This is a genomic window from Hallerella porci, assembly GCF_003148885.1.
Lineage (GTDB): Bacteria > Fibrobacterota > Fibrobacteria > Fibrobacterales > Fibrobacteraceae > Hallerella > Hallerella porci.
In genome coordinates this window covers 77,557-100,742 of the sequence record NZ_QGHD01000008.1, presented here as the reverse complement: position 1 = coordinate 100,742, position 23,186 = coordinate 77,557, and the positions used below count along the sequence as shown (strand labels likewise).

The window sequence follows — 23,186 nt, the reverse complement described above, 5'->3', positions numbered from 1 at the left end:
ACATATTTCCCCTGGGAAATGTCATTTCCAAAAATCCGGTGAACATATTTCCCCTGGGAAATGTCATTTCCAAAAATCCGGTGAACATATTTCCCCTGGGAAATTTCATCTCCAGAAATCCGGCGAACAAATTTCCCTGGGGATATCTCATCTCCAGAAATTCAGCGGACATATTTCCCCTGGGAAATGTCATTTCCAAAAATCCGGCGAACATATTTCCCCTGGGAATTGTCATATCCAGAAATTCGGCGAACTTATTTCCCCCGGGAAATGTCATTTCCCGAAATCCGGTGAACATATTTCCCCTGGGAAATGTCATTTCCAAAAATCCGGCGAACATATTTCCCCGGGGAAGTGTCATTTCCCGAAATCCGGTGAACATATTTCCCCTGGGAAATGTCATTTCCAGAAATCCAGCGAACATATTTCCCCCGGGAAATGTCATTGCCAAATTCTAGCGGACAAATTTCCTCCAGGAAATGTTATCACTGAAATCCCAGCGGGTTCATCGCCTGGGGGAAATGTTAGCACTGGAAATCTAGTAGTGTCATTCTGAGCGTAATGTAATGGAGCGAAGAATCTAGCACTTGGTTTGTGAATTAGAAGAAGTCCTTTTTTGGACTCAATAGAAAATGCTAGATCCTATCCCAAAGGGCTTAATTCAACTAAGGAACTAAAGTTCCAAGTTTCATATATCGCTTCGCCTACGGCTCCACTCAGGATGACACGCAGTTTCCAACAACTGACAACTAATCACTGATCACTATTTCGCGCTCCCCCGCGCGGCGAAGCCGCGCCATTCCATTCCTAACTCGCCGAAGGCGGAGCACCGCTTTGCGGTGCGCACTCACTTCTCATTCCTAATTTTCTAAATTTGCATTACCATTTAGAGGTATTTATGTCTGAAGAATTGAATCTTAAATTTGTGGATCCGCAGCCTCTTCGCTACGGTGAAAATTCTCACCAGTCTGCGGTTTTCTATCGCGACCCGACCTGCAATGAAGCAAGCCTTGCAACAGCAAAGCAACTTCATGGGAAGGAACTTTCGTATAACAACATCGTCGATGCGGATGCTGCGCTCGAAATGGCTCGCGAATTTAGCGATTCAAATGCAATCGTCATCGTGAAGCACATGAATCCGTGCGGACTTGCGACAGGCGAAACTCTTTTAGAAGCGATGGAAGCGGCTTGGGCGGGCGATCCGGTCTCGGCTTTCGGTTCGGTTATCGCTTCGACTCGCAAAGTGGATTTGAAGACGGCAGAATTTTTGAAGGGAAAATTTGTCGAAATTCTTCTCGCTCCGGCTTTTGACGATGACGCTTTGGAATTTTTGAAGAACAAGTCCAAAGATATTCGTTTGCTCGAAGTCGGCAAAATTGAAAAGGCGAAGACTTGCAAAGTTTATAAGCACGTCATCGGCGGAATGCTCGTTCAAGACCGCGATGTGGGCACTTACGAAAAATTCGAATGCGTTACCAAGGCGCAATTCCCGAAGAACAAAGAAGAATTGGCTCGCTTTACTTGGCTCGTGACAAAGCACACCAAGTCGAACGCTATCGTGATGGGTTACGAATACAAGCCGGGATATTTCCAAGTTCTCGGTCTTGGACCGGGACAGCCGAACCGCATCGATAGTAACTTGCGCCTTTGCCAGCCGCGCGTTCGCGATAACGTTGCCCGCATGCCCGAAGCCAAGAAGTTCTTTGACGAAAACGGCAAACTCGTGGATGCAAACGGTTTGAAGGCTCTCGAAACGAAAATTTTCGGCGAAGTCGTCATGGGTTCCGATGCATTCTTCCCGTTCCCCGATAACGTCGAAGCGGCTCACGATGCTGGCGTTCGCTATATCGTTCAACCGGGCGGTTCGAAGAAAGATGATCTTTCGATTGAATCCGCAGATAAATTCGGCATTGCGATGGTCTTCACCGGAATGCGTCACTTCCGTCACTAAAAAAGAAAATTCCATGCGCGCACAAGAATCCACAAATCGCGAAGCTTATTTGGCTGTTTTGAATTTTTTAAAACTGGCTTATCATAAAGGCTGCGAAAATTTAAAGCCTCAAGAATGGGAAGATTTCTGCGGGAAACTGAAAGAAATTTCCCTTTCCGAGGACGATGTGAAAACGGTGAGTTTTTGGACGATGGACAATTTAGCGAGCCATGAACCATCTCGCGTTCAACCTCGTGCGTTGCAGGAATTTGAAGCGCAGATTTTTCCGGGAGAATCTCACAGCGAATTTGTGGAAGCAGTTCTCTTCGGAATGATCAGCGAAATTCAAGGCGAATGCATTTTGGATGAATTTATGGATACTCCTGTCCCGACGACAGTGGAACCCGACAGAATGCTTTCGTCTCTTACTCGGGTATGGGGAAAAAATATCAACGGTTACCAAGTGAGTAAGGTGAACTAATGCAAGTGCGTGTGATTGGCGGCGGTCTTGCGGGCTGTGAAGCAGCTTTGCAATTAGCATCCCGCGGGTTTGAAGTCGAACTTTACGAGATGCGTCCGAATCGCATGACGCCAGCGCACCGCGACGGAAGCCTTGCGCAGTTGGTTTGCTCGAATAGTTTAAAAGGCATGGAACCGACATCGGCTCACGGCCTTTTGAAACGGGAACTTCGGATGCTCGGCAGTTTTCTTTTGCAATCTGCAGACGAAGCCCGCGTCCCGGCAGGCGAATCGCTGACGGTAAACCGTGAAATTTTTAGCCGTTCTGTGGAAAAAGCAATCGCGTCCGCAGAACGTATTCATTTACATCGCGAAGAAGTCACTTCTTTAGACGGAGATTTGCCGACGATAGTTGCGGCGGGTCCACTCGCAAGTGATGCTTTAGCCGATGATATTTTTGCAAAGCTCGGCGGCGAACGTCTCCATTTTTTTGATGCAATTGCTCCGGTCATCGAAACCGATTCCATCGATATGGATCACGCGTTTTACATGAACCGTTGGGAAAAGGGCGATTCCGCAGACTTTATTAACTGCCCGCTCGACAAAGAAACTTACGATGAATTTGTGTGTCGCCTTCGCGAAGCGGAATCGGTAGAACCGCGTCCGTTCGAAAAGAAGGAATTATTCGAAGGCTGCCTTCCCGTCGAAGAGATGGCGCGCCGCGGCGAAAATACGCTGCGTTTCGGGCCGATGCGTCCGGTGGGACTCGGACTCGGGAACAATGGGCACAAATGGTATGCGGTCATTCAACTGCGCGCAGAAAACAAAGAAAAGACTTTGTTCAATATGGTCGGATTCCAGACGCGTTTGCATTACGGCACCCAAAAAGAAATTTTCACACTCGTTCCTGCGTTGAAGAATGCGCGCTTTGCGCGGTTGGGAGCAATGCACCGCAACACTTTCATCGAAAGCCCAAAACTTTTGGACGAAACTCTCCGGCTCAAATCCGAAGTGGAAACGGCGCATCATTTGCCGCCGACTTGGTTTGCGGGGCAAATTACCGGTGCCGAGGGCTATACCGAAGCGATTGCGACCGGATGGTATGCGGCGTGGAATTTGGCGAATACGCTTTTACACGGAAAGACCGACGAACTTCCGCCCGAAAGCTGTATCCGTTCTTTGCTTCATCAGTTGGTGAGCCCGAACGAAGATTTTCAGCCGATGAATTTTAACTTCGGCCTTTTGCCGCATAAACAAGATTACAAGAAGAAAGAAAAGAAAAAGCTCCTCGCAGAACAGGAGGAGCTTGCCGTTAGGGAATGGATTGCTAGTCGCAGACCTTTTGCAACTTAACGATTTGTTCCGTTGCCCAATCTTCGAAGGTATCGTCTGCGATGTGCGCTTTGGCGTCGCGCATGAGCTTTAAGTAAAAGTGCACATTGTGAATGCTCGCAAGAGTCATCGCAAGAATTTCGCCCGAATGGAAAAGGTGACGCAAATAAGCGCGGCTAAAATTGCGACAGCAATAACAATCGCAATTCGGATCGGGAGCCATATCTAAGCATTTCGCATAACGGCCCGCTTTATAATGAAGCACGCCTTCGCTGGTGAATAGCATTCCGTTGCGAGCGTTTCGCGTCGGCATCACGCAATCGCACATATCGACACCGCGGAAAATCAGTTCTAACAAATTCCAAGGCGTGCCGACTCCCATCACATAACGCGGCTTGTCTACGGGCATTAAATTGGTGCAGAAATCAGCGATTTCATACATCGTTTCGGCGGGTTCACCGACAGAAAGTCCGCCGAGAGCGTAGCCGTCGGGGTCGATTTTTTTGATTTCTTCAATCGCTTTGGCGCGGAGTTCTTTGTGCATGCCGCCTTGAATAATTCCGAAGAAACTTTGATCGTAGCCGAAGAGCGGGGGATTTTTTTCGAGATATTCTTTGGCGAGGCGCGTCCAATGCAATGTGTAATTGAGGGATTTGAGCGCTTCTGCTTCGGTGCTCGGATACGGCGTACATTCATCCAAAGCCATGATGATGTCGGCGCCGATATTGCGTTCGGCAATCATAACGCTTTCGGGAGAAAAGAAATGTTTTGAACCATCTAAATTGCTTCGAAATTCAATGCCGTCTTTGCGAATTTTCCGCAAATCTTTTAAGCTCCAAACTTGGAATCCGCCGCTGTCTGTTAAAATCGGTCCGTGCCAATGCATAAATTTGTGCAGGCCGCCGGCATCGCGAATGAGTTCGGTTCCCGGACGCAGATAAAGATGATAAGTGTTTCCGAGAATAATTTCCGCTTTGGCTTCGTCGAGATCGCGGGGCGTTAAACCTTTGACAGTTGCTTGGGTGCCGACGGGCATAAAAATCGGCGTGGTAATTTCGCCGTGGCCGGTTATAATTTTCCCTAAGCGGGCTTTTGACCGCGAAGATGTTTTGAGAAGTTCAAAGCGATTTTTTTGCATAAAATAAAGGGGATAAATTTGAAAAGGAAACCCATCACGCGTGCGTGATGGGTTAACAAAATGAAAAGGTTAACGCGTTTTGACGATGGTCCACGCTTCGTCGAAAAGACGTGCAGCGTCGCCCGGATCTTTGAGGAATACCATCCGCTTAATTTCGTCTGCGGTCGGATTGATGACGCGGTTTCCGGTAAATTCTTTATCCAACGCTTCAAGAGATGCGTTGTTCGGCGTAGCATAATTGATATACTTCGCAAGTTGTGCGCCGATGTTTGCATCCAAAATGTAATTCATAAATTGGTAAGCGCCATCGACATTCGGAGCTTTGCTGCTGAGGGTCATCGCATCGACCCACATAAACGAACCTTCTTCAGGAATTGCAAATTGCAAACTCGGATCTTCGTCGATTGCGGCCATCGCTTCGCCGTTAAAGACGATAGCTGCCCAATCCATTTTTGAAAGCACTTTGTCTTTGCCGCCGACGGAACCGTCGAAGCCTAAGAAATGAGGATCTTTCTTCGCTTGCAAAATATATTCGACCGCTTGATTGATTTCGTCTTTGTTGGTGCTGTTTGCGTCAAAGCCTTTTGCTTGAAGCGCCATCGAAAGCATCGAACGGCTTTCTTCTAAGAGACTGAATTTTCCCTTTGTCTGCTTGGCATCGAAGAGCATGCTGTAACTTACGTGCAGCGGATCAATTGTCGAATCGCGGTAAAGAATTCCGGTCGTTCCCCAGAGATACGGAATCGTGTATTCGTTCGTCGGATCGTAACTCGGATTGCGGAATTGATCAGCGATGTTTACGCGGTTCGGAATTTTATTCATATCAATTTTTCCGATGAGTCCGAGATGAATCATTTGCTGAATCACGACATCGCTTGCGATAATCACATCGTATTGTGCGGTGCCGACGGTTTGCAATTTGCTAATCATTTCTTCTTGCGCTTCGTAAAGTTCGAGCTGCAATTTGTAACCGGTCTTGCTTTCGAAATCGGTAAGCATTGCCGGATCAATGTATTCGCTGTAAATCATCACCGTGACTTTTGTCGGCTTTTCTGCGGATTTATCTTTCCCTTTGCAGCCCGCCAAAAATGCGACGGCTAAAACCAAAAGAGCGAGAAGAAGTTTTTTCAATTTGTTTCCTTTGAAGAGGGTGAACTTTTTCAAAATTTAGGAAATTACTTTTTTCTTTTCGGCTTTGCGTTCGCTTCGAATTCCTTTGAGAACGCCGAGAAGCATAAGGAAAAGAGTTAAGCTAAAAATGATTGTCGAAAGCGCATGAATCTGCGGGGAAATTCCGCGTTTTAATGAACCGTAAATGTAGAGCGGTAAAGTCTGCGATTCGGGACCGCTTGTGAAAAAACTCAAAATAAAATCGTCGAGAGAAAGGGTGAATGCGAGAAGCGCACCCGAAATAATCGCCGTCGAAAGTTGCGGCAAAATGACGCGAATCCAAGCGCCGGCAGTTGTCGCATAAAGATCGCGGGCGGCTTCGATTTGTTCTTTTCCGATGTTCACCAGGCGACTTTGCACTACCAAAACGACGAAGCTGATTTCGAGAGTGACGTGGGCGATAATCATCGTGAGCATTCCCGGTTCAAAAATCGTTGTCCAAGAACGGAAAAGCGCAAAGACAACTGCAAGAGCGATCGCCATCAAAATATCCGGAGTGACGACGGGAACATTGATGGACAGTTCAAAAAAGGTCTGCATTTTTTTGCCCCAAGGCGTGCGATGCAAACCGATGGCGAGAAGAGTTCCCAAAATGGTTGCGACGAGTGTACTTACAACGGCGAGAATAATCGTGTTGAAAGTTGTCGTTTGTACCATCGCATTTTCAAAAAGTCCGAAATACCAATCGAGAGTAAAACCGCTCCAACTAAATCCGTGTTTGCTCGCGTTAAAACTTTGTTCGACGACGAGAAACATCGGCAGATAAAGCAGAATAAAACCGATGATAGTAATGATGGTAACGATGAACGGAAGTTTGCGCTTAGACAAAATTTTTCCCTCCGACTCGTTGGAAGATGATAAGGCTAATGACGCTTGTCAAAATGAGAACGACACCGAGCATAGCTCCGAAAGGCCAATCGCTTGCTGAACCGAATTGCTGCTGAATCAAGTTGCCGATGAGCATATACTTGCCGCCGCCGAGAAGATCGCTAATCACATACATGCCGAGACTCGGAACGAGAGTGAGAATTACGCTAGCGATAATTCCGGGCATCATCTGCGAAAGAATGCCGTGATAAAATGTGCGGACTGGACCCGCATACAAATCGCGGGAAGCTTCGACGATTCCCCAATCCAAACGTTCGACGCTCGTGTAAAGTGGGAGCACCGAAAACGGAAGCATCGAACTCACCATTCCGATGTAAACCGCAAAACTTCCGGGATAAAGCGATTCCCCTTCGGCGATAACGCCGAGGATGCGGGCAATGCTTGCAGGGAACATATCGGGTCCAAGGAGAATCATCCACGCCGAAGTGCGAATTACCAAATTGGTGCAACTCGGAACCATAATTAGCGCAAACCAAAAAGCGCGTAGACTTTTCCCATGATTTGCAATCCAGAACGCCATCGGCAGCCCAAAAACCAAACAGAGAAATGTGGTGAAAACCGCAATCTTTAAACTGCGCCACAAGATGAGCAAATTATCGGGCGACCATCCGAAAGAACTGAATCCGAAAAGTCGCGTTAAATTGGCGAAAGAAAAATTCCAGTTAATGCTTCCGTAACTGCCGCGTTCTGCAAAAGCTAAAACCATTAAAAAAATAGTCGGCAAAAGCAGAAAAATGAGAAGCCATAAAATTCCTGGGCCCGTTAAAAGAGCGCCGAATTTTCGCATGCGGCTGCGGGTTGTGAGTTTCCCTTCAAAGACTTCGGTCGCTTGCATCTTAATCGCTCAACACTTGCAAATATTGCGGTTCCATGTACAATTTCACTTGATCGCCCGGATTGTAAATTTCATCGGGGTCGGTCATCACGCGGAGTTTTAAACTTTCGAAATTAGAAACTCCCGGAAGTTCCGCAATCAGTTCCCAGTAATCGCCGCGGAAAATGCGCTGCAAAATTTTTGCCGGAAAAACATTTTCGGAAAAATTTTCATCGGGAGTGCAAACGTGAATATCTTCCATGCGAATTGCGATGCCGCCGTGGCATTTGCCGCTTTCGTTTATTTTCCACGCCGGATCTTTTTCCAATTTCAAATTGCCAAAATTCGTCTGCGCTAAATTTTCGGCAACGCGGTCGCATTCGAGAATATTCGCTTCGCCGATGAATGTTGCGACAAAACGATTTGCGGGATGTTCGTAAACATCTTCGGGAGAACCGTCTTGAATAATTTGACCTTGATACATGACCAAAATGCGGTCGCTCACCGCAATCGCTTCATCTTGGTCGTGAGTGACTAAAATAAAAGTAGTATCGGTTTTCTTTTGCAGTTCGCGAAGTTCCACTTGGAGTTTTTTGCGGAGGTTTGCATCGAGAGCAGAAAGCGGTTCATCGAGCAAAAGAATTTCGGGCTCGTTGACGAGAGCGCGGGCGAGGGCAACGCGTTGCTTTTGGCCGCCAGAAAGTGTCGCGGGCATTTCTCGTGCGAGGTCGGTAATGTTTACGAGTTCGAGCATCTCGTTTACGCGGCGTTCAATTTCTTCTTTCGGACGCTTTTGACTTTTGAGTCCGAAGGCGACATTGTTGAAAATATTCAAATGCGGAAAGAGCGCGTAATTTTGAAAAACCGTATTGATCGGACGCTTTGCCGGAGAACGATTCGAAATGACATTGCCGTTTAACAAAACTTCGCCAGAATCTGCTTTTTCAAAACCGCCGATAATGCGAAGCAAAGTTGTTTTGCCGCATCCCGAAGGCCCGAGAAGAGTGACAAATTCACCGTGACGAATGTCAACGTCAATTCCTTTGAGAACGGCTTTGCTGCCAAAATTTTTGAAAACGTTTCGGATTTGCAAATCCGTACTGGGCGAAGGCTTGTCCATCGGTTTCTCCAAAAAATGTTAACCGAAAAATAGAAATCGTTAAACGGTGATAAATTCAATGAGAGTGAAAACATCGCCGTCAGGAGCACGCAAACGGAAAAATTCTCCGTTTTCTGTTTTGGCGGATTCGACAAGAATTGTATCGCCAAATTGTGCGCTTTTCTTGTACGAAACCCGCAGCCGCTTCACTTGATTTTCGTCGATAAATTCAAGCGCCTTTTCCATGTAGCGGCTATTGTTCATATGACCGTAAAAATCGATGTCGCTTTTTTTCACGAGAATCGTATCGCGCAATTCAAACGGAACTTTCGGAATTCGCAATTTTCGATCGGAGTAATCCATTTCTTCTTTTTCAGTGAATTGCACTTTTGCCGCAACATCGTCGGGAATCACCGTGAGTTCGCCATTTTGCATATTCACGAAAGCGCCGATGCTCCACGTTTTTACAATCGCATTTCCTTCGGCGTCATAGATGAAAGTATTGCGGTAACCAAAAGTTTTTTTGCAATCAAAAACTCCCGTGACCACGCGCAAATCTTCTTTGTATTTCGGAAAGCGGATGATGTCCACTTGCCGATAAGCGAGAAGCATTCCGAGTCCATTTTTATTCAAAAATTCATGAAACGCGGGGAAGGTATCGAGCCACAAAAGCGATGTGTCTTGTAACGCATCCAAAATTCCCGTAATGCGCATCACGCGGTTTGCGTTCACGTGACTCGGGAGCACTTTTAAAGGAAGAGTAAACATGCGTTAAAAGTAGAAAAATAACGAAAAATTTAATGAGCAAAAATTTTGATTTTCAAAAAACGGGCGCATTATTTTTCAAAATCTTCGACGACTTCAAATCGATAAAATTGCTTCGCCGTTGGATATTTTATTTTATCCACTTCGGTTAAAAAATTATTCACCGTTCGCACATACAATTTGCCTTCGCCATAAAGCGCTTTGTAAAGCTCCATCGGCTCATCGTTTTCGGCATTCACAATCAGCGCAAGCGTCGCATAATATTTTCCTTTAAAGTGTCGATAAATCCGATGAAGTTGAACGCTTCGATTATTTTCCATAAAAACTCCGAATTGAATTTTCAAAAAGAATAGAAAATTTTTTCGGTAAATTGCTCGGAAAATTTTTTGTTTTTTGAAAAAGAAAAGTCTGAACGTGTCAAAAAATGGCAAAATTTCTTTGCATTAAGTGAGTAAAAATAGACAAAAATTGACTAAGTTTTAGAAAAAGTTTTGGTGTATTTTGGTGATTTCTTTATGTATCACGGGATGCCGGGAACAGATTTTCAATGCCGTTGTTCTATGGTGATGTGGGATCCAGAAATCGACGGCAAGTATGAAGTCAAAGAAGCGGAAACACAAAAGCAGATAGAGAATTCTGGAAACGGCGGGAAAGAACCGCCGAAGAATAAGCCTACGGCGCAAGGTGGCGAAGATGATGCGAACCGAAAGCGAATAAATGCGAAAGTCGAACGATTAAAGCAAAGTTACACGGAACCAAGCAAGAAGCGAAACCGACTTGACGAAACTCTTTGTGCTGCACGTATTTTGACAACATTGAACGCAGCCAAACAACGGCAACCAAACGAAGATTTTGTAGAAATAAACAAGCAGTTATACGTCGCACGGAATCGAATTGTTGAAAGCGAGAAAAGTTCAAACGCCCGTGAAATTTTCGAAAAGGAACTTAAAACGGCGCAAGCTTTGGTAAATGCGAATAATGCGGTTGCTATGTTATCGGAAGCTTGGAATGGAAATGGAAATAAAAGACCAGATGCTTATGTAAATGGAATTTCTTGTGATTTCAAAAAAGTAGAAAGTTTAAAAAAATTGGGACGTAATTTTAGAAACGGGCTTAAACAAGCTGACTCAGTTGCAATAGATTTTTATAACAAAGAATATAGATTGATTGATGTTTTGAAAGAGTTTAGATTGTCGATCAAAAGAATTGATAAGAATTTAAACAAAACTAATCTTTATTTGATATTTAATGGAGTTTATTATTGCTTTGCGCTAAGCGAAATAAAATAAAAAATAGACACTCGCTAACGCAAATGCCTATTTTTCATCTTTCTGGCAGCAGATGTAACCCAACTTGCCTATGGCGCAAGGGCGAACCTTGTAAACGACTTAGGCTTTAATAATATACAAAATTTTTCCCAAAATTCCAAATCCTATCCGAACAAATCCACTTGATTTAATTCCACTTTTTGAAATTTATTTTCATCCGTCAAAAATTCTTTTTCAAATTTTTTGATTTCATCTTTGATTTTTTCAACGAAACTTTTCACATCAATCGGATTCAATCCGCTTGAATTTGCAAAATATGTAAATCTAAGTTCTGCTCTCAATTTTTTCAAGAAACCATTTTCCGCCGAAAGCTCCAAATCAACGATGTCTATTTTTTCTTTTCTATCTTCGATTGGAAAATACATTGACGGACTAAGCGACGACTCTAAATTTCCTTTTTCGACTTCAATTTCTTTTCCGTTTCGCTCAAAAATGATAGACGTTTTTTGACGATTCTTTTTTAGAATGATTAAAACGGTTGAAATGTTCGTGTCTTCGAAATATCCGCCTGGAATTTCAATAATTCTTTCGATGAAATTATTTTCAACGAACCATTTCCGAATTTTTTCTTCGGAGTTTCCACGATACAAAATTCCGGGGAATTCAAGGACGAAAGCCATTCCATCATCCGAAAGATGATGCAAAATGTGGAGCATAAACGCCCAATCCGCTTTTGATTTCGGAGCAATCGCCGGAGCAATTTTAAAACGCTCGTCGTCTTTCAATTCTTCTGGAGTCCATTCAATCGAAAATGGCGGATTTGCGACGATGCAATCAAACTTTTCGTCTTTGAATTTATCATCTTTAAGAGTATCGCCGGAATATCCCGTAAAATTTGGAATGTCAATTTTTGCCAATTCATTTTTGTCTAGTTCTTGACCGAATTTTAACACATCATCGTCAAAAACTCGCAGCAATTTTCCGCATCCACAAGTCGGGTCGTAAACTTTTTTCGGTTTGAATGGAACTCTCGATTTAATCATTTCAGCAAGCTTGGAACTTGTATAAAAAACTCCAAGCTTCCGAAATTCTTTGCGAATGTTTTTGATGCTCTTTTCAGCCATTGACAAAAATTCCAAATCTATCCGAACAGTTCCATTTGTCCGAATTTCTTTTCGGCGAATCGCTCGTGGACAAAGACGCATTCGTGGATTAAATTATTTTTCGTTGAAGATAAAATCGAGCGATGATTTTTACGAGAAAAATTTTTTCAAAAATTCCAGATAAAACCGAAAAGGGCGATTCCCGTAAAAATCGTGATGTACGCAGAAAGAATGGCGATTAAAAGTTTTCAGTCGCTTTCAGAATTGATGCACAGGATAATCTCCTTGTTTCGAATGGAATAGAATCAAAAGATTTGACAAAAATTGAGAATTGAAATTTTCATCTCGCGGGCAAAAATGCGTTGAAAAATGCGATGAATTGTAAAATTTTAAAAATATTTCGCAAAAAGGAAACATTTTTCGGCTGAAATCCGTCTTTAAAGGAGAACGTTTTCGAAAAAATGAAAAAGGAATAAAAAAATGGATGTGAATGAAAAGAAAAATCTTCCGCGTGAACGGTTAGAAAAAAACGGGCCCGAAGCGCTTTCGACGGCGGATTTGCTTGCGCTTGTGCTCGGGCGAGGAACGGCGGCGAAAAATGTTTTTGATTTGGCGGCAGAATTGACGACATTTTTATCGGCGGCGGCGAGGCGGCCTACGTTAGAAGAATTGGAAGAAATTCGCGGGCTCGGGAGAGCGAAGGCGGCGCAAATTCTCGCATGCTTAGAACTTTCGAGTCGATTCTTTATCGGAACGCAGATGACGCGCGTTTCAACGCCGCGGGCATTGGTTGCGCATTTGGCTTTTCTCAAATTTAAAAGGCAAGAATGTTTTGTCGAAATTTCGCTCAGCAGTTGCAACGGCATTTTGGGAATTCATCCGATTACGGAAGGACTTGCGGATCGCACACCGATTCATGCCCGAGAAATTTTTGTGGAAGCGATTCGCGATCGGGCGAGCGGAATTATCATTGCGCACAATCATCCTTCGGGCTCGTTAATTCCGAGCGAAGAAGACAAGAATGCAACGCGGATTTTATATCAAGCGGGAAAATTATTAGAAATTCCCGTGTATGATCATCTCATCATTTCATTTCAAGGTTATGTGAGTTTGAATGCAAAATTTCCCGAATTATTTCAATAAATGCGAAAAGAATTTGCGGGAAAATCGGAGGCTTTCATAAACTAAACTGCACAAGTGTTTACTATATTTAACGCATGACACGTTCTCTTGTCGTTCGTGATGCTTGCGAACATAATTTAAAGCATGTGGATGTTACGATTCCCCGCGATTCTATCGTCGTTGTGACGGGAGTTTCGGGATCTGGAAAATCGAGCCTTGCCTTTGATACGATTTTTGAAGAAGGGCAGCGCCGTTATGTGGATTCGCTTTCGGCGTATGCGCGGCAATTTATCGGGGTGATGAAACGTCCCGATGTGCAATCGGTGACAGGAATTTCGCCGACGATTTCCATTGATCAAAAAACGGTGAATCGAAATCCGCGTTCGACGGTGGGAACGACGGTTGAAATTTTGGACTTTTTCCGATTGCTTTTTGCGCGGTTGGGAACGCCGCATTGTCCGAAATGCGGCAAGGTAATTCAAGCGCAAACGGTGGATCAAATCGTCGATAATTTGTACGCAGAAAATGCGGGAAGAAGCTTTTCGGTTTTGGCGCCGATTGTGCAAGAACGTAAAGGCGAATACCGCAAAGAACTTGCGGATTTAGCGGAAAAAGGTTTTAGCCGCGTCCGCGTAGACGGAAAAATTTTACGCACAAATGAAGTTCCGCTGCTCGTGCGCTATGAGAAGCATTCGATTGAAGCGGTCGTCGATCGATTGGTCATCGAGAACAAAAATATTTCGCGAATTCGAGAAGCGTTAGAAGAAGCGTTGCGTTTAACCGATGGAAAACTCGTCGCCTTTTTGTTTGACGATGGCGAATATCGTTTGCAGGGAACAGAGCTCGCTTGCGTAGACTGCGGCATTTCTATTCCCGAATTAGAACCGCGTCTGTTTTCGTTTAACGATCCGCACGGACAATGTCCGCATTGTAAAGGACTTGGCCGCGATTTTGCGTTTGCGCCCGAGTTAATTGTTCCCGACGAAAATCTTTCGATTAAAGAAGGCGCGCTCAAATGCCAAAAAGCCGACGGAAAAATCATCTTTACCGATTTCGGTTGGCGCGATTTTGAGCGGTTGGCGAAAGCCGAAGGATTTTTGTTAACGACGCCGTGGAATCAACTGCCCGAAAATGCAAAACAAGCGATTTTCTTTGGCAGCGAAAAGGCGGGAATAGCGGGCATTATTCCGCAGATGCAAGAATTGTGGGAACGTTGGCACATTGCGCATTTCCGAAAATTTATGCACGAAAGCGATTGCCCCGTTTGTCATGGGACGAGGCTTTCTCCGGTGGCGAATGCCGTGACTTTCCGCGGACTTTCCATCGATCAAATGTGTCGGATGCCGGTGAACAAACTCGAAAAATTCTTTTCGGATTTGACGCTTACCGCAAAAGAAGAACATATCGGCCACGAACTGTTCAAAGAAATTCGCAGTCGTCTTGGTTTTTTGGTGCATGTCGGGCTCGGTTACCTAACCCTTTCTCGCGGGGCGAAAACTCTTTCGGGCGGCGAAGCGCAGCGGATTCGTTTAGCGAGTGCGGTCGGCGCAGGACTTCAAGGTGTGCTTTATGTTCTCGATGAACCGAGCATTGGATTGCATGCCCGCGATAATGAAATGCTTCTCGGCATTTTGGAACGTTTGCGTTCGCAAGGGAACAGTTTAATCGTCGTAGAGCACGATGAAGAAACGATGCGTTATGCGGATTACGTCATCGATGTCGGTCCCGATGCCGGCGTGAATGGCGGTCGCATTGTCGCCGCAGGCACTGTCGAAGATTTGGAAAAAAATCCGAATTCTCTCACGGGAAAATATTTGTCGGGAAAATTGAAAATTGAAATTCCCGCAAAGCGAAAACCCGTTACCGCAGAAACGCATTTCCTTGAAATTTTTGGCGCCGCAGAAAATAATCTGAAGCAAGTGCATGCAAAAATTCCGCTCGATGGAATTCTCACCGTCGTCACCGGCGTTTCGGGTTCTGGAAAAAGTTCCCTCATCAATACGATTCTCAAAAAAGAACTCGCCCGCATTTTTCACGGTGCAACGGAAGCGCCCGGAAAATTTGAAAAAATTACCGGCACCGAATTTATCGACAAAGTCATCGAAATTGATCAGACGCCGATCGGACGCACGCCGCGTTCAAATCCTGCGACTTATACGGGAGTTTTTGACGACATTCGCGATTTGTTTGCAAAACTTCCCGAAAGTAAAGTCCGCGGTTATACGAAGAGCCGCTTCAGTTTTAATGTTCCCGGCGGACGCTGCGAAGCGTGTGAAGGCGCAGGCGTTAAAATGGTGCAAATGCAAATTCTCCCCGATGTGGCGGTGCCTTGCGATGTCTGTGGCGGAAAGCGTTTTAACGATCCCACTTTAGAGGTGCATTACAAAGGCAAAACGATTACGGATGTGCTCGAAATGAGCGTCGACGACGCTGTAAAATTTTTTGCGGGTCTTCCGAAAATTGCGGAACCGTTAAAACTTTTACAAGAAGTCGGGCTCGGTTATTTGACTCTCGGGCAGCCTTCGACAACCCTTTCGGGCGGCGAAGCGCAGCGGGTGAAAATCGCCACGGAATTGCGTCGACCGGGAACGGGAAAAACTCTTTATCTTTTGGATGAACCGACGACGGGTTTACACTTCGAAGATATTCGCCGTTTGTTGGATTGCTTAAAACGCTTACGCGATCTCGGCAATAGCATGGTCATCATCGAACACAATATGGATGTGATAAAATGCGCCGATTGGATTATCGATTTAGGACCTGACGCCGGTGAATTTGGCGGAGAAATTATTGCGACGGGAACTCCGGAAGAAGTGGCGAAAAATACAGCATCGCTCACGGGAAAATTTCTGGCAAAAGTTTTGGAAAATGTGCATGCGCCGACTGCGATTTTGAAACGCAAAAAAGATGCCGTCGATAGTTTAGATATTCAAGTTGTCGGTGCGCGAAAACACAATCTCAAAAATTTCTCGGTGACAATTCCGCGACATCAATTGACTGTCATCTCGGGAGTTTCGGGCTCAGGAAAATCGAGTCTCGCATTTCACACTTTATTTGCCGAAGGCCAACGCCGATTTGTTGAAACTCTCAGCACTTATGCGCGGCGTTTTCTCGGGCGCCCTGACCGCGGAAGCGTTGACCTTATCCGCGGACTTTCTCCGGCGATTGCAATCGATCAAGGTTCTGCATCGAAGAGCCCGCGAAGCACTGTCGCAACTCTCACGGAAATTTACGATTACTTCCGAATCCTTTGGGCGCGTGCGGGTGAAGCGCATTGCCCGCATTGCGGACGTCCGCTCGAATTTTCTCCGGTCTCGCAAATTATCGATTCGCTCATTCTCAAAAATGAAAAGAAAATGGCGACGATTTTAACGCCGATTTTTATCGCCGATTCGAATAAAGAATGGATGGCGAGCGACATTTCAAAAATTCCTAATCTCTCGGATCGTTTGCAAGAACTCGGTTACCGCAAACTTTTCATCGATGGCAAAGAAAAAGATTTGCCGATTTCGAACATCGCAAAAACGGCGAAAGAAATTTATGCGGTGACGGATCGCATTCCGATTTCGGACGGAAATGCTTTGCGTTTAGCCAACGCTTTGGAACGCGCTTATCACGACGGTTCAAATGCGCTTGCCGTCCGCGTCGAAACGGGAAAATTAGAATCGCATTCGCTTTTCCCGAGTTGTCCGCATTGCCATTATTATTTAAGTCAAGCTTTTGATCCGAAGCAATTCAGCTTTAACACGCATTGGGGCGCTTGCGAACGCTGCTCGGGACTTGGCATTTTAGAATCGGGAGAAGTTTGTCCGGATTGTCATGGGATGCGTTTAAAACCCGAAATTTTATCGGTGACAATTCAAGAAAAAAATATCAGCGAAGCGTCGGCGATGACCGTTCATGATGCCCGCAGTTGGTTCCAAAAAATTCACTTGGAAAAATCTCGCGAAAAAGTGGCGCGTCCGATTTTCCGCGAAATCCTCGGACGCTTAGCGTTCCTCGAAGATGTCGGTCTCGGCTATTTGAATTTGAACCGCACCGGCGACAGCCTTTCGGGCGGCGAATCGCAGCGCATTCGTTTGGCAAGTCAAATCGGCAGCGGACTCGAAGGAGTTATGTATGTTCTCGATGAACCGACGATTGGACTGCATCAAAGCGATACGAAAAAATTGTTGGAGTCGCTTTATAAACTCCGCGATTTAGGAAATACGCTCATCGTCGTCGAACACGATTTAGAGATGATTCGTGGCGCGGATCATTTAATCGATATGGGACCCGCAGCCGGTGAATACGGCGGTGAAGTTGTCGCCGAAGGAAGCCCGAAAGAACTTTCCAAAAAAGCAGCGCTCAAAAAATTCCCGCAGAGCGAAACCGTAAAATATCTCACCGGTTCTGTGCCGATGCTCAATTTAGCCGTTTCGCCGATTGAAAAAAATACCGCATTCTTGGAATTCAAAAATTTGAAAACGCACAATTTGAAAAATGTTTCGGTGCGCTTTCCCGAGAATTGTATTTCGACCGTTTGCGGCGTTTCGGGTTCTGGAAAAAGTTCTCTTGTGATGGATGAAATTTTGCCGCTAATGACCGATGCTTTTGGCTGTGGCGAAAAACGGCGTAAAGCGCGATTGCAAGCGATTTTCCCTGAGACGGTAAAAGAAATTTTAGCGGTGGATCAAAGTCCGATTTCGGGAACTCCACGCAGTACGCCGGCGAGTTTCACGAATGTTTTAAATCCGATTCGCGAACTTTTTGCGAAGATGGAACTTTCCAAAATGAAAGGCTTTACGCCGAATCGTTTTAGCTATAACTGCGGCGTGGGTCGCTGCGAAGCGTGCGAAGGCCGCGGCGTCATTTCTGTGGAAATGCATTTCCTTTCGGATGTTTGGGAAGTCTGTGATGTGTGTCACGGGAAACGCTACAATCAAGAAACGCTAGCGGTTGAATTCAAAGGAAAAAATATCGCCGATGTTTTGGAAATGCGAATCGATGAAGCGATGGAATTTTTCAAAGACATTCCGAAGATAGTGAAAAAACTCCAAGTCTTATTGGACGTTGGACTCGGCTATTTGCGTCTCGGCCAATCGGTGACGACACTTTCGGGTGGTGAAGCGCAACGGATGAAACTCGCCGCAGAACTTTCTCGCGGGGCTGGGCGCAAAGGCGTGCTGTATCTTTTGGATGAACCGACGACGGGACTTCATTTGAAAGATATTCAAATTCTTTGGAATCTTTTGCGTAGGCTTTCGGCACAAGGCAATACGATTATTATCATCGAACATCAGCCCGATGTCATTCGCCTTTCGGATTGGATTGTGGAACTCGGACCTTCGGGCGGAAATGAAGGCGGAAAAATTATGTATATGGGAACGCCTTCGGATTATGCGGCGAAGCAAAAAAACAAGAAGGAAAAGTAAAATTCTGAAATAAAAATGAAATTTTTACTTAAATTGAGAGAAAGGCCCGGCTGGAGGACTTATGCTTAGAATTTGGTTAACGATTTTTTCTGTCGCAGCGATCGCTTTTGCTGGCGGTAATCGCGATTACCGTTTCTCGGTTCCCGATGAACAATTCCGCGAAGATGCAAAAATTGTCGATGCAGAAAATATGTGCCTCGAAGCGGCAGATGATTCTGCGTATTTGCATTCTGAAAAAATCAAATTTCCGCTGGAACAAGGCAATCTTTATTTGCGCGCAAAAATTAAAGGCAATCGTTACGGTTGGTATTCGGGAAAAATCAAAGCGGACTGTTACAAACAACTGCATGCATTTAATTTGCAGACGAATCATTTGACCGCATTCGAAGCGGCGCATTTGCGTTTTTATGCGGGAACATCGCTTCGCCCATTCCAAGATGAAGGGGAAGTTTACTTCGACAAAAAATATCTGTATTCTTCGCGCGTCGCTAATCTTTACTTCGTCCAAAACGGAAAATGGCAAAAGTTAATCCCGACATCGCTTACGGGAATTGTCGTCGTGGATTCTCTTCCGAAAGAGGCGTTTTTGTTAATGGGTGCAGACAAAATTTATGCGCCCGCAACGATTGCGCCCGTGGACACGGGACTTTTTTACGCAACAGTTTTCGTCCCCGGTTATTATCCTTATACCGCAGGCCTTCATGTGACAAGCGGAAAAACTTCTCGCTTAAAAACGAAGTTAATCCCGGTGGATACTGTCGTCTATCAAATTGAATCCGAAGTCACGACAGAGCGCATCGCGAAAACGAAAAATTTGGAAGAAACCGAAGTGCTTTACGATCAATTCATCGCAGACTTGAGCCGTGCGAATATCGATCGCGGAACGGCTGCGTTTGATTCGATTTATCCGCAAGTCAAGCGTCCGCCGCAAGGAATGGATTCGACGAATGCGCAATATGTGGCGTATACGGTGACCTTTGAAGGTTCGCGTTCGCGCTCGCGGGCGCAGTGGCTTTCGGGACGCCTTTCCGGAATTTTGGAAACGAATAATGCGCTTCTCGCGCGCTTAGATACTTTGCAAAAAGACACGATGCGTGTGCAGATTCCGCTCAAATCCATCGATTGGAATGATTCGCTTTTTACATTTCAATTTGCGGATTCCACAGGACGAATTGCCGTCGGCTTTGAAGGCAATTTAACGCCTGCATTATCCGTTCCAGAAAGCGTTTTTGTTGCGGCTGCGGATTCTTCTCTCGCGCAATTTACGCTGACTTTTGAAAATAAACCGGTTTGGAAATACGATGGCGCAAAAGTCAAAAGTCGTCATCATTACCGCTTTACAAAACTTCAAGTTTCGTATTTGAATGAAACTTATACGGGAAAAGGCAAATTCATTTTGCCCGCAGAAATTCTTTTAGAGCCCGAAGTACAAGAATGGTTGAATCCGGTTAAGGATACGGTCGTAGCGAAGCCGGATTCCATCGCAAAGAATGATTCTGCAGAAGCGAAAAAAGATACCGTCGAAGAAAATATCAGCCGCGCCGTTGCCGAAATTGATTCGGGCAGTTTCCGTTTCAAAAACAAAATCGTCCACATGAGTCCGTTCCGCATTCGCAAAACCGAAGTCACCGTGGGCGAATATCGCGATGTAATGAAAGATTCGACGACGAAATTCACGTTTAATGATAGTCTTATGCCGGTGCACAATGTAAATTGGGAAAAGGCGCGCGCATTCTGCAAAGCAATCGGAGGCGATCTCCCCACCGAAGCGCAATGGGAATATGCCGCCCGAGCGGGAAAAAATGAAGGCTCGATTTGGCGCAATCGAAACGGTGCTTTACCGTTTGAATATGCGGTTTACAATGTCGATGGCCCGCGTCCAGTTGCTTCGGCAAAGCCCAATGCTTGGGGACTTTATGATGTCTCGGGCAATGTGGCAGAATGGACTCGCGATAAATATTCTTGGTTCTCGTTCTATGTCGAAAGCGAAGATCCAACTGGTTCATTCTTCGGCGATAACCGCATCTTTAAAGGTGGTTCGTGGAAGAGTAAAACCAGCAACGCTTTGGATTTAACTGACCGCGATGATGAAGATCCGCGTTATTGGTCAAATTATCTCGGTTTCCGTTGTGTGTTTCCTTCACAGGTGAAAAAATGAAACCCGATTTGAAACTCTTTCAAAAACTTTGCTCCTTTCCGTTTCTCTTGATTTTACTCGCCTTCCTTTTTCCGTTGGTGAATGTTTCTTGCTCCGAAAAAGTAGTCGCCGATCCGAATTTGTATCAGCTCGTCGCCGGAGTCACTCCAGAATCATTCTTAGAAGGCAAAGAAAAAAGTGCCGTCGAAGAAATGAAGAAAAAAGAACCGCGCGTTCAAGAATTTTTTGAACAGCCGATTCAAACTTCGCAAGCGGTTATTCCGATTCTCGGCGCCGTGATTCTCGGAGCGATTTTCGCATTTGTTACGCCGTTAGGATCGCTTGCGATGGCGCTCGCTGCGTTCGTTTCGCTGTGGGTTTTCATTCACAATTTCACATTGATTGTGATTTCGCAACATTACGATTTTTTAACGGTAGAGCCCGCTGTCGGTGCTTACTGCATTTCGTTTTTGCTCGCGATTGCGATTGCGATGAATTTAACCGTTATCATCAAATCGAGAAAGCAGAAAAAATTAAAAATGGATAATTGAGAATTGTTACATTTCTAACTTTTCATAAAACTACATTTACTGAAAACTTTTGAAAAAGGAATCCGCATGGTCGAAAAATTCGTCTTTTACATGAATCGAATGACCAAATCTTATGCTCCGGGGAAAACTGTTCTCAAAGACATTTCTCTCAGCTTTTTTTATGGAGCAAAAATTGGAATTATCGGTACGAACGGCAGCGGTAAATCGACACTTCTCCGCATCATGGCGGGAATAGATAAAGAATTTCAAGGCGAAGCTTGGATTGAACCCGGCCGCACCGCGGGCTATTTGCCGCAAGAACCGCAGCTCGATCCGAATTTAACGGTGAAAGAAAATGTGATGCAAGCCGTTTCCAAAAAGCAAGCGATTCTCGATCGTTACAATGAAATTTCGATGAAATTTGCAGAACCGATGGACGACGATGAGATGAACAAGCTCATGGAAGAACAAGGAAAATTGCAAGATGTCATCGATGCAGAAGATTTGTGGAGCTTGGATCGCAAAATTGAAATTGCGATGGATGCGCTCAACTGTCCGCCGGGCGATTGGGGCGTCACCAAATTGAGCGGTGGCGAAAAACGCCGCGTTGCCCTTTGTCGTTTGCTTTTGGAAGAACCGGATTTGCTTTTGCTCGACGAACCGACGAATCATTTGGATGCAGAATCGGTTGCGTGGCTCGAACGTCATCTGCGAGAATATAAAGGCTCGGTCATTCTCGTGACCCATGACCGTTACTTCCTCGACAATGTCACCGGTTGGATTTTGGAAATCGATCGCGGACGCGGAATTCCTTGGCAGGGAAATTATGCGGAATGGCTCGACCAAAAATTGGAACGGATGAAGAATGAAGAAAAGGGCGAATCCGATCGGCAAAAGCGCCTTGCCCGCGAACAAGAATGGGTGAAGCAAAGTCCGAAGGCGCGTCAAGCGAAAAATAAAGCGCGTCTTAAAGCTTACGAAGATTTGCTCGCCGAAGATTCAAAAGAACAAATTAAAGTGGCGCAGATTTATATTCCGAACGGCAAGCGTCTCGGCAATGTCGTCATCCAAGCGGAACATTTGCGCAAAGCATATAACGATAAACTCTTGTTCGAAGATTTGTCGTTCACTCTTCCGCGCTCGGGAATCGTGGGAATCATCGGCCCGAACGGTGCTGGTAAATCAACGCTTTTCAAAATTATCACCGGCCAAGAAAAACCGGATGCGGGCACGATTAAAATCGGCGATACCGTGGAAATGATTACCATGGAACAAGGCCGTGAAAGTTTGGATGATTCGAAAACGGTTTTTGAAACGATTACCGGTGGCAAAGATGAAATTGAACTCGGCGATCGCAAAATGAATGCGCGCGCGTATTGCGGACTTTTCAATTTTACGGGTGCCGATCAGCAGAAAAAACTCGCCGTTCTTTCGGGCGGTGAACGCAATCGCGTGTTGATGGCAAAAAATTTGCAGCATCCGGGCAATTTGCTCTTCCTCGATGAACCGACGAATGATTTGGACATCGAAACGTTGCAAGCTTTGGAACAAGCGATTCTTCGCTTTGCCGGTTGCGCTGTGATTATTTCGCACGACCGCTGGTTCTTAGACCGCGTTGCCACTCACATCCTCGCTTACGAAGGCGATTCGAAAGTCGTTTGGTTCGAAGGCAACTGGAGCGAATACGAAGCGGATTACCGCAAACGTATGGGCGATGATGCTGACACGCCGAAGCGCTTTAAGTATAAAACGCTCACGCGGGAATAGACTCGTTCAAACATGTTCTTCATGAGGAAGATGAAATGTGCAGGCATATTTGCTTGCACATACAGAACCGCAGAAGAATAAAAGGATTTTTAGACAAATCGATTTTTCGGCTAATTGAAAAAGTTCACAATATTGTGGATCACAAACTTGTGAACTTTTTAGTTCATTATGTTGTGAATCAAAAGATGTTGAAAAAAATAATTTCTTGTGCAGTAGTATCTTGTGTGTTCTTCGGCTGCGCACAAAAAGA

18 protein-coding genes are annotated in these 23,186 nt (G+C 45.3%); 9 read left to right on the top strand and 9 right to left on the bottom strand.

The features are described 5' to 3' along the window. On the bottom strand, nucleotides 1-451 hold a 451-nt coding region (locus B0H50_RS05910), incomplete at its 3' end, for a hypothetical protein (RefSeq protein WP_146193693.1). Between the two features lie 447 nt (nucleotides 452-898). Here B0H50_RS05910 and B0H50_RS05905 point away from each other — a divergent pair. The 3 genes from B0H50_RS05905 to trmFO are packed head-to-tail and all read left to right on the top strand — an operon-like array spanning nucleotide 899 to nucleotide 3,742. Beyond that, complete coding sequence (locus tag B0H50_RS05905) at nucleotides 899-1,951, top strand: IMP cyclohydrolase (protein WP_106197778.1); 1,053 nt, start codon at nucleotides 899-901, stop codon at nucleotides 1,949-1,951. Nucleotides 1,952-1,964: 13 nt separating this feature from the next. Further along, nucleotides 1,965-2,411 carry a hypothetical protein gene (locus B0H50_RS05900; protein ID WP_106197777.1) on the top strand — a complete coding sequence of 149 codons (447 nt, stop codon included), beginning with the start codon at nucleotides 1,965-1,967 and terminating at the stop codon, nucleotides 2,409-2,411. Then, nucleotides 2,411-3,742 (top strand): methylenetetrahydrofolate--tRNA-(uracil(54)-C(5))-methyltransferase (FADH(2)-oxidizing) TrmFO, encoded by a 1,332-nt coding sequence (gene trmFO / locus B0H50_RS05895; protein ID WP_109587411.1) that lies wholly within the window; start codon nucleotides 2,411-2,413, stop codon nucleotides 3,740-3,742. Before B0H50_RS05900 ends, trmFO begins: the two co-directional genes overlap by 1 nt. Here trmFO and tgt read toward each other — a convergent pair. From tgt to B0H50_RS05860, 7 genes are all read right to left on the bottom strand, one after another. Continuing rightward, nucleotides 3,717-4,859, bottom strand: coding sequence for a tRNA guanosine(34) transglycosylase Tgt (gene tgt, locus B0H50_RS05890; protein WP_106197775.1), 1,143 nt, complete (start codon nucleotides 4,857-4,859; stop codon nucleotides 3,717-3,719). The two genes, trmFO and tgt, sit on opposite strands and share 26 nt — an antisense overlap. Before the next feature lie 69 nt (nucleotides 4,860-4,928). Beyond that, nucleotides 4,929-6,023, bottom strand: a complete 1,095-nt coding sequence (locus B0H50_RS05885) for a polyamine ABC transporter substrate-binding protein (protein ID WP_233244539.1) — start codon at nucleotides 6,021-6,023, stop codon at nucleotides 4,929-4,931. A gap of 3 nt (nucleotides 6,024-6,026) precedes the next feature. Next, a complete protein-coding gene (locus B0H50_RS05880; protein ID WP_199191851.1) occupies nucleotides 6,027-6,857 on the bottom strand; it encodes an ABC transporter permease in 831 nt (276 codons plus the stop codon). Further along, nucleotides 6,850-7,752: an ABC transporter permease gene (locus B0H50_RS05875; protein ID WP_109587410.1), complete on the bottom strand. Its 903-nt coding sequence runs from the start codon at nucleotides 7,750-7,752 to the stop codon at nucleotides 6,850-6,852. The genes B0H50_RS05880 and B0H50_RS05875 overlap by 8 nt, the downstream gene beginning before the upstream one ends. Before the next feature lies 1 nt (nucleotide 7,753). Beyond that, nucleotides 7,754-8,851: an ABC transporter ATP-binding protein gene (locus tag B0H50_RS05870; protein WP_109587409.1), complete on the bottom strand. Its 1,098-nt coding sequence runs from the start codon at nucleotides 8,849-8,851 to the stop codon at nucleotides 7,754-7,756. Between the two features lie 39 nt (nucleotides 8,852-8,890). Beyond that, the gene (locus B0H50_RS05865; protein WP_106197772.1) at nucleotides 8,891-9,598 is read right to left on the bottom strand and encodes an acyl-[acyl-carrier-protein] thioesterase; all 708 of its coding nucleotides are present in this window, start codon (nucleotides 9,596-9,598) and stop codon (nucleotides 8,891-8,893) included. 68 nt (nucleotides 9,599-9,666) lie between these two features. Beyond that, complete coding sequence (locus B0H50_RS05860; RefSeq protein ID WP_146193692.1) at nucleotides 9,667-9,915, bottom strand: DUF1653 domain-containing protein; 249 nt, start codon at nucleotides 9,913-9,915, stop codon at nucleotides 9,667-9,669. 240 nt (nucleotides 9,916-10,155) lie between these two features. On the opposite strand from B0H50_RS05860, the gene B0H50_RS05855 reads away from it, so the two are divergent. Continuing rightward, nucleotides 10,156-10,884: a hypothetical protein gene (locus B0H50_RS05855; RefSeq protein WP_106197770.1), complete on the top strand. Its 729-nt coding sequence runs from the start codon at nucleotides 10,156-10,158 to the stop codon at nucleotides 10,882-10,884. A 143-nt stretch (nucleotides 10,885-11,027) separates the two neighbouring features. Here B0H50_RS05855 and B0H50_RS05850 read toward each other — a convergent pair whose 3' ends face one another. Beyond that, nucleotides 11,028-11,987, bottom strand: coding sequence for an HsdM family class I SAM-dependent methyltransferase (locus B0H50_RS05850; RefSeq protein WP_158256425.1), 960 nt, complete (start codon nucleotides 11,985-11,987; stop codon nucleotides 11,028-11,030). Between the two features lie 459 nt (nucleotides 11,988-12,446). Here B0H50_RS05850 and B0H50_RS05845 point away from each other — a divergent pair, with 459 nt between their 5' ends. From B0H50_RS05845 to ettA, 5 genes are all read left to right on the top strand, one after another. After that, the gene (locus tag B0H50_RS05845) at nucleotides 12,447-13,109 is read left to right on the top strand and encodes a JAB domain-containing protein (protein ID WP_106197768.1); all 663 of its coding nucleotides are present in this window, start codon (nucleotides 12,447-12,449) and stop codon (nucleotides 13,107-13,109) included. Nucleotides 13,110-13,183: 74 nt separating this feature from the next. Beyond that, a complete protein-coding gene (uvrA, locus tag B0H50_RS05840) occupies nucleotides 13,184-18,502 on the top strand; it encodes an excinuclease ABC subunit UvrA (protein ID WP_106197767.1) in 5,319 nt (1,772 codons plus the stop codon). A 61-nt stretch (nucleotides 18,503-18,563) separates the two neighbouring features. Then, on the top strand, nucleotides 18,564-20,660 hold the full coding sequence (locus tag B0H50_RS05835) for an SUMF1/EgtB/PvdO family nonheme iron enzyme (protein WP_109587407.1): 2,097 nt from the start codon (nucleotides 18,564-18,566) through the stop codon (nucleotides 20,658-20,660). Further along, nucleotides 20,657-21,190, top strand: coding sequence for a hypothetical protein (locus B0H50_RS05830; RefSeq protein ID WP_106197765.1), 534 nt, complete (start codon nucleotides 20,657-20,659; stop codon nucleotides 21,188-21,190). The genes B0H50_RS05835 and B0H50_RS05830 overlap by 4 nt, the downstream gene beginning before the upstream one ends. Nucleotides 21,191-21,256: 66 nt before the next feature. Continuing rightward, nucleotides 21,257-22,936 (top strand): energy-dependent translational throttle protein EttA, encoded by a 1,680-nt coding sequence (gene ettA, locus B0H50_RS05825; RefSeq protein WP_106197764.1) that lies wholly within the window; start codon nucleotides 21,257-21,259, stop codon nucleotides 22,934-22,936. Nucleotides 22,937-23,186: the final 250 nt, after the last annotated feature.

Coding starts and splice junctions, on each gene's coding strand:
- ettA (WP_106197764.1), top strand. CDS start 21,257: ATGGTCGAAAAATTCGTCTTTTACATGAATCGAATGACCAAATCTTAT.
- B0H50_RS05845 (WP_106197768.1), top strand. CDS start 12,447: ATGGATGTGAATGAAAAGAAAAATCTTCCGCGTGAACGGTTAGAAAAA.
- B0H50_RS05905 (WP_106197778.1), top strand. CDS start 899: ATGTCTGAAGAATTGAATCTTAAATTTGTGGATCCGCAGCCTCTTCGC.
- B0H50_RS05900 (WP_106197777.1), top strand. CDS start 1,965: ATGCGCGCACAAGAATCCACAAATCGCGAAGCTTATTTGGCTGTTTTG.
- B0H50_RS05835 (WP_109587407.1), top strand. CDS start 18,564: ATGCTTAGAATTTGGTTAACGATTTTTTCTGTCGCAGCGATCGCTTTT.
- B0H50_RS05865 (WP_106197772.1), bottom strand. CDS start 9,598: ATGTTTACTCTTCCTTTAAAAGTGCTCCCGAGTCACGTGAACGCAAAC.
- tgt (WP_106197775.1), bottom strand. CDS start 4,859: ATGCAAAAAAATCGCTTTGAACTTCTCAAAACATCTTCGCGGTCAAAA.
- uvrA (WP_106197767.1), top strand. CDS start 13,184: ATGACACGTTCTCTTGTCGTTCGTGATGCTTGCGAACATAATTTAAAG.
- B0H50_RS05855 (WP_106197770.1), top strand. CDS start 10,156: ATGGTGATGTGGGATCCAGAAATCGACGGCAAGTATGAAGTCAAAGAA.
- B0H50_RS05875 (WP_109587410.1), bottom strand. CDS start 7,752: ATGCAAGCGACCGAAGTCTTTGAAGGGAAACTCACAACCCGCAGCCGC.
- B0H50_RS05870 (WP_109587409.1), bottom strand. CDS start 8,851: ATGGACAAGCCTTCGCCCAGTACGGATTTGCAAATCCGAAACGTTTTC.
- B0H50_RS05830 (WP_106197765.1), top strand. CDS start 20,657: ATGAAACCCGATTTGAAACTCTTTCAAAAACTTTGCTCCTTTCCGTTT.
- B0H50_RS05860 (WP_146193692.1), bottom strand. CDS start 9,915: ATGGAAAATAATCGAAGCGTTCAACTTCATCGGATTTATCGACACTTT.
- trmFO (WP_109587411.1), top strand. CDS start 2,411: ATGCAAGTGCGTGTGATTGGCGGCGGTCTTGCGGGCTGTGAAGCAGCT.
- B0H50_RS05850 (WP_158256425.1), bottom strand. CDS start 11,987: ATGGCTGAAAAGAGCATCAAAAACATTCGCAAAGAATTTCGGAAGCTT.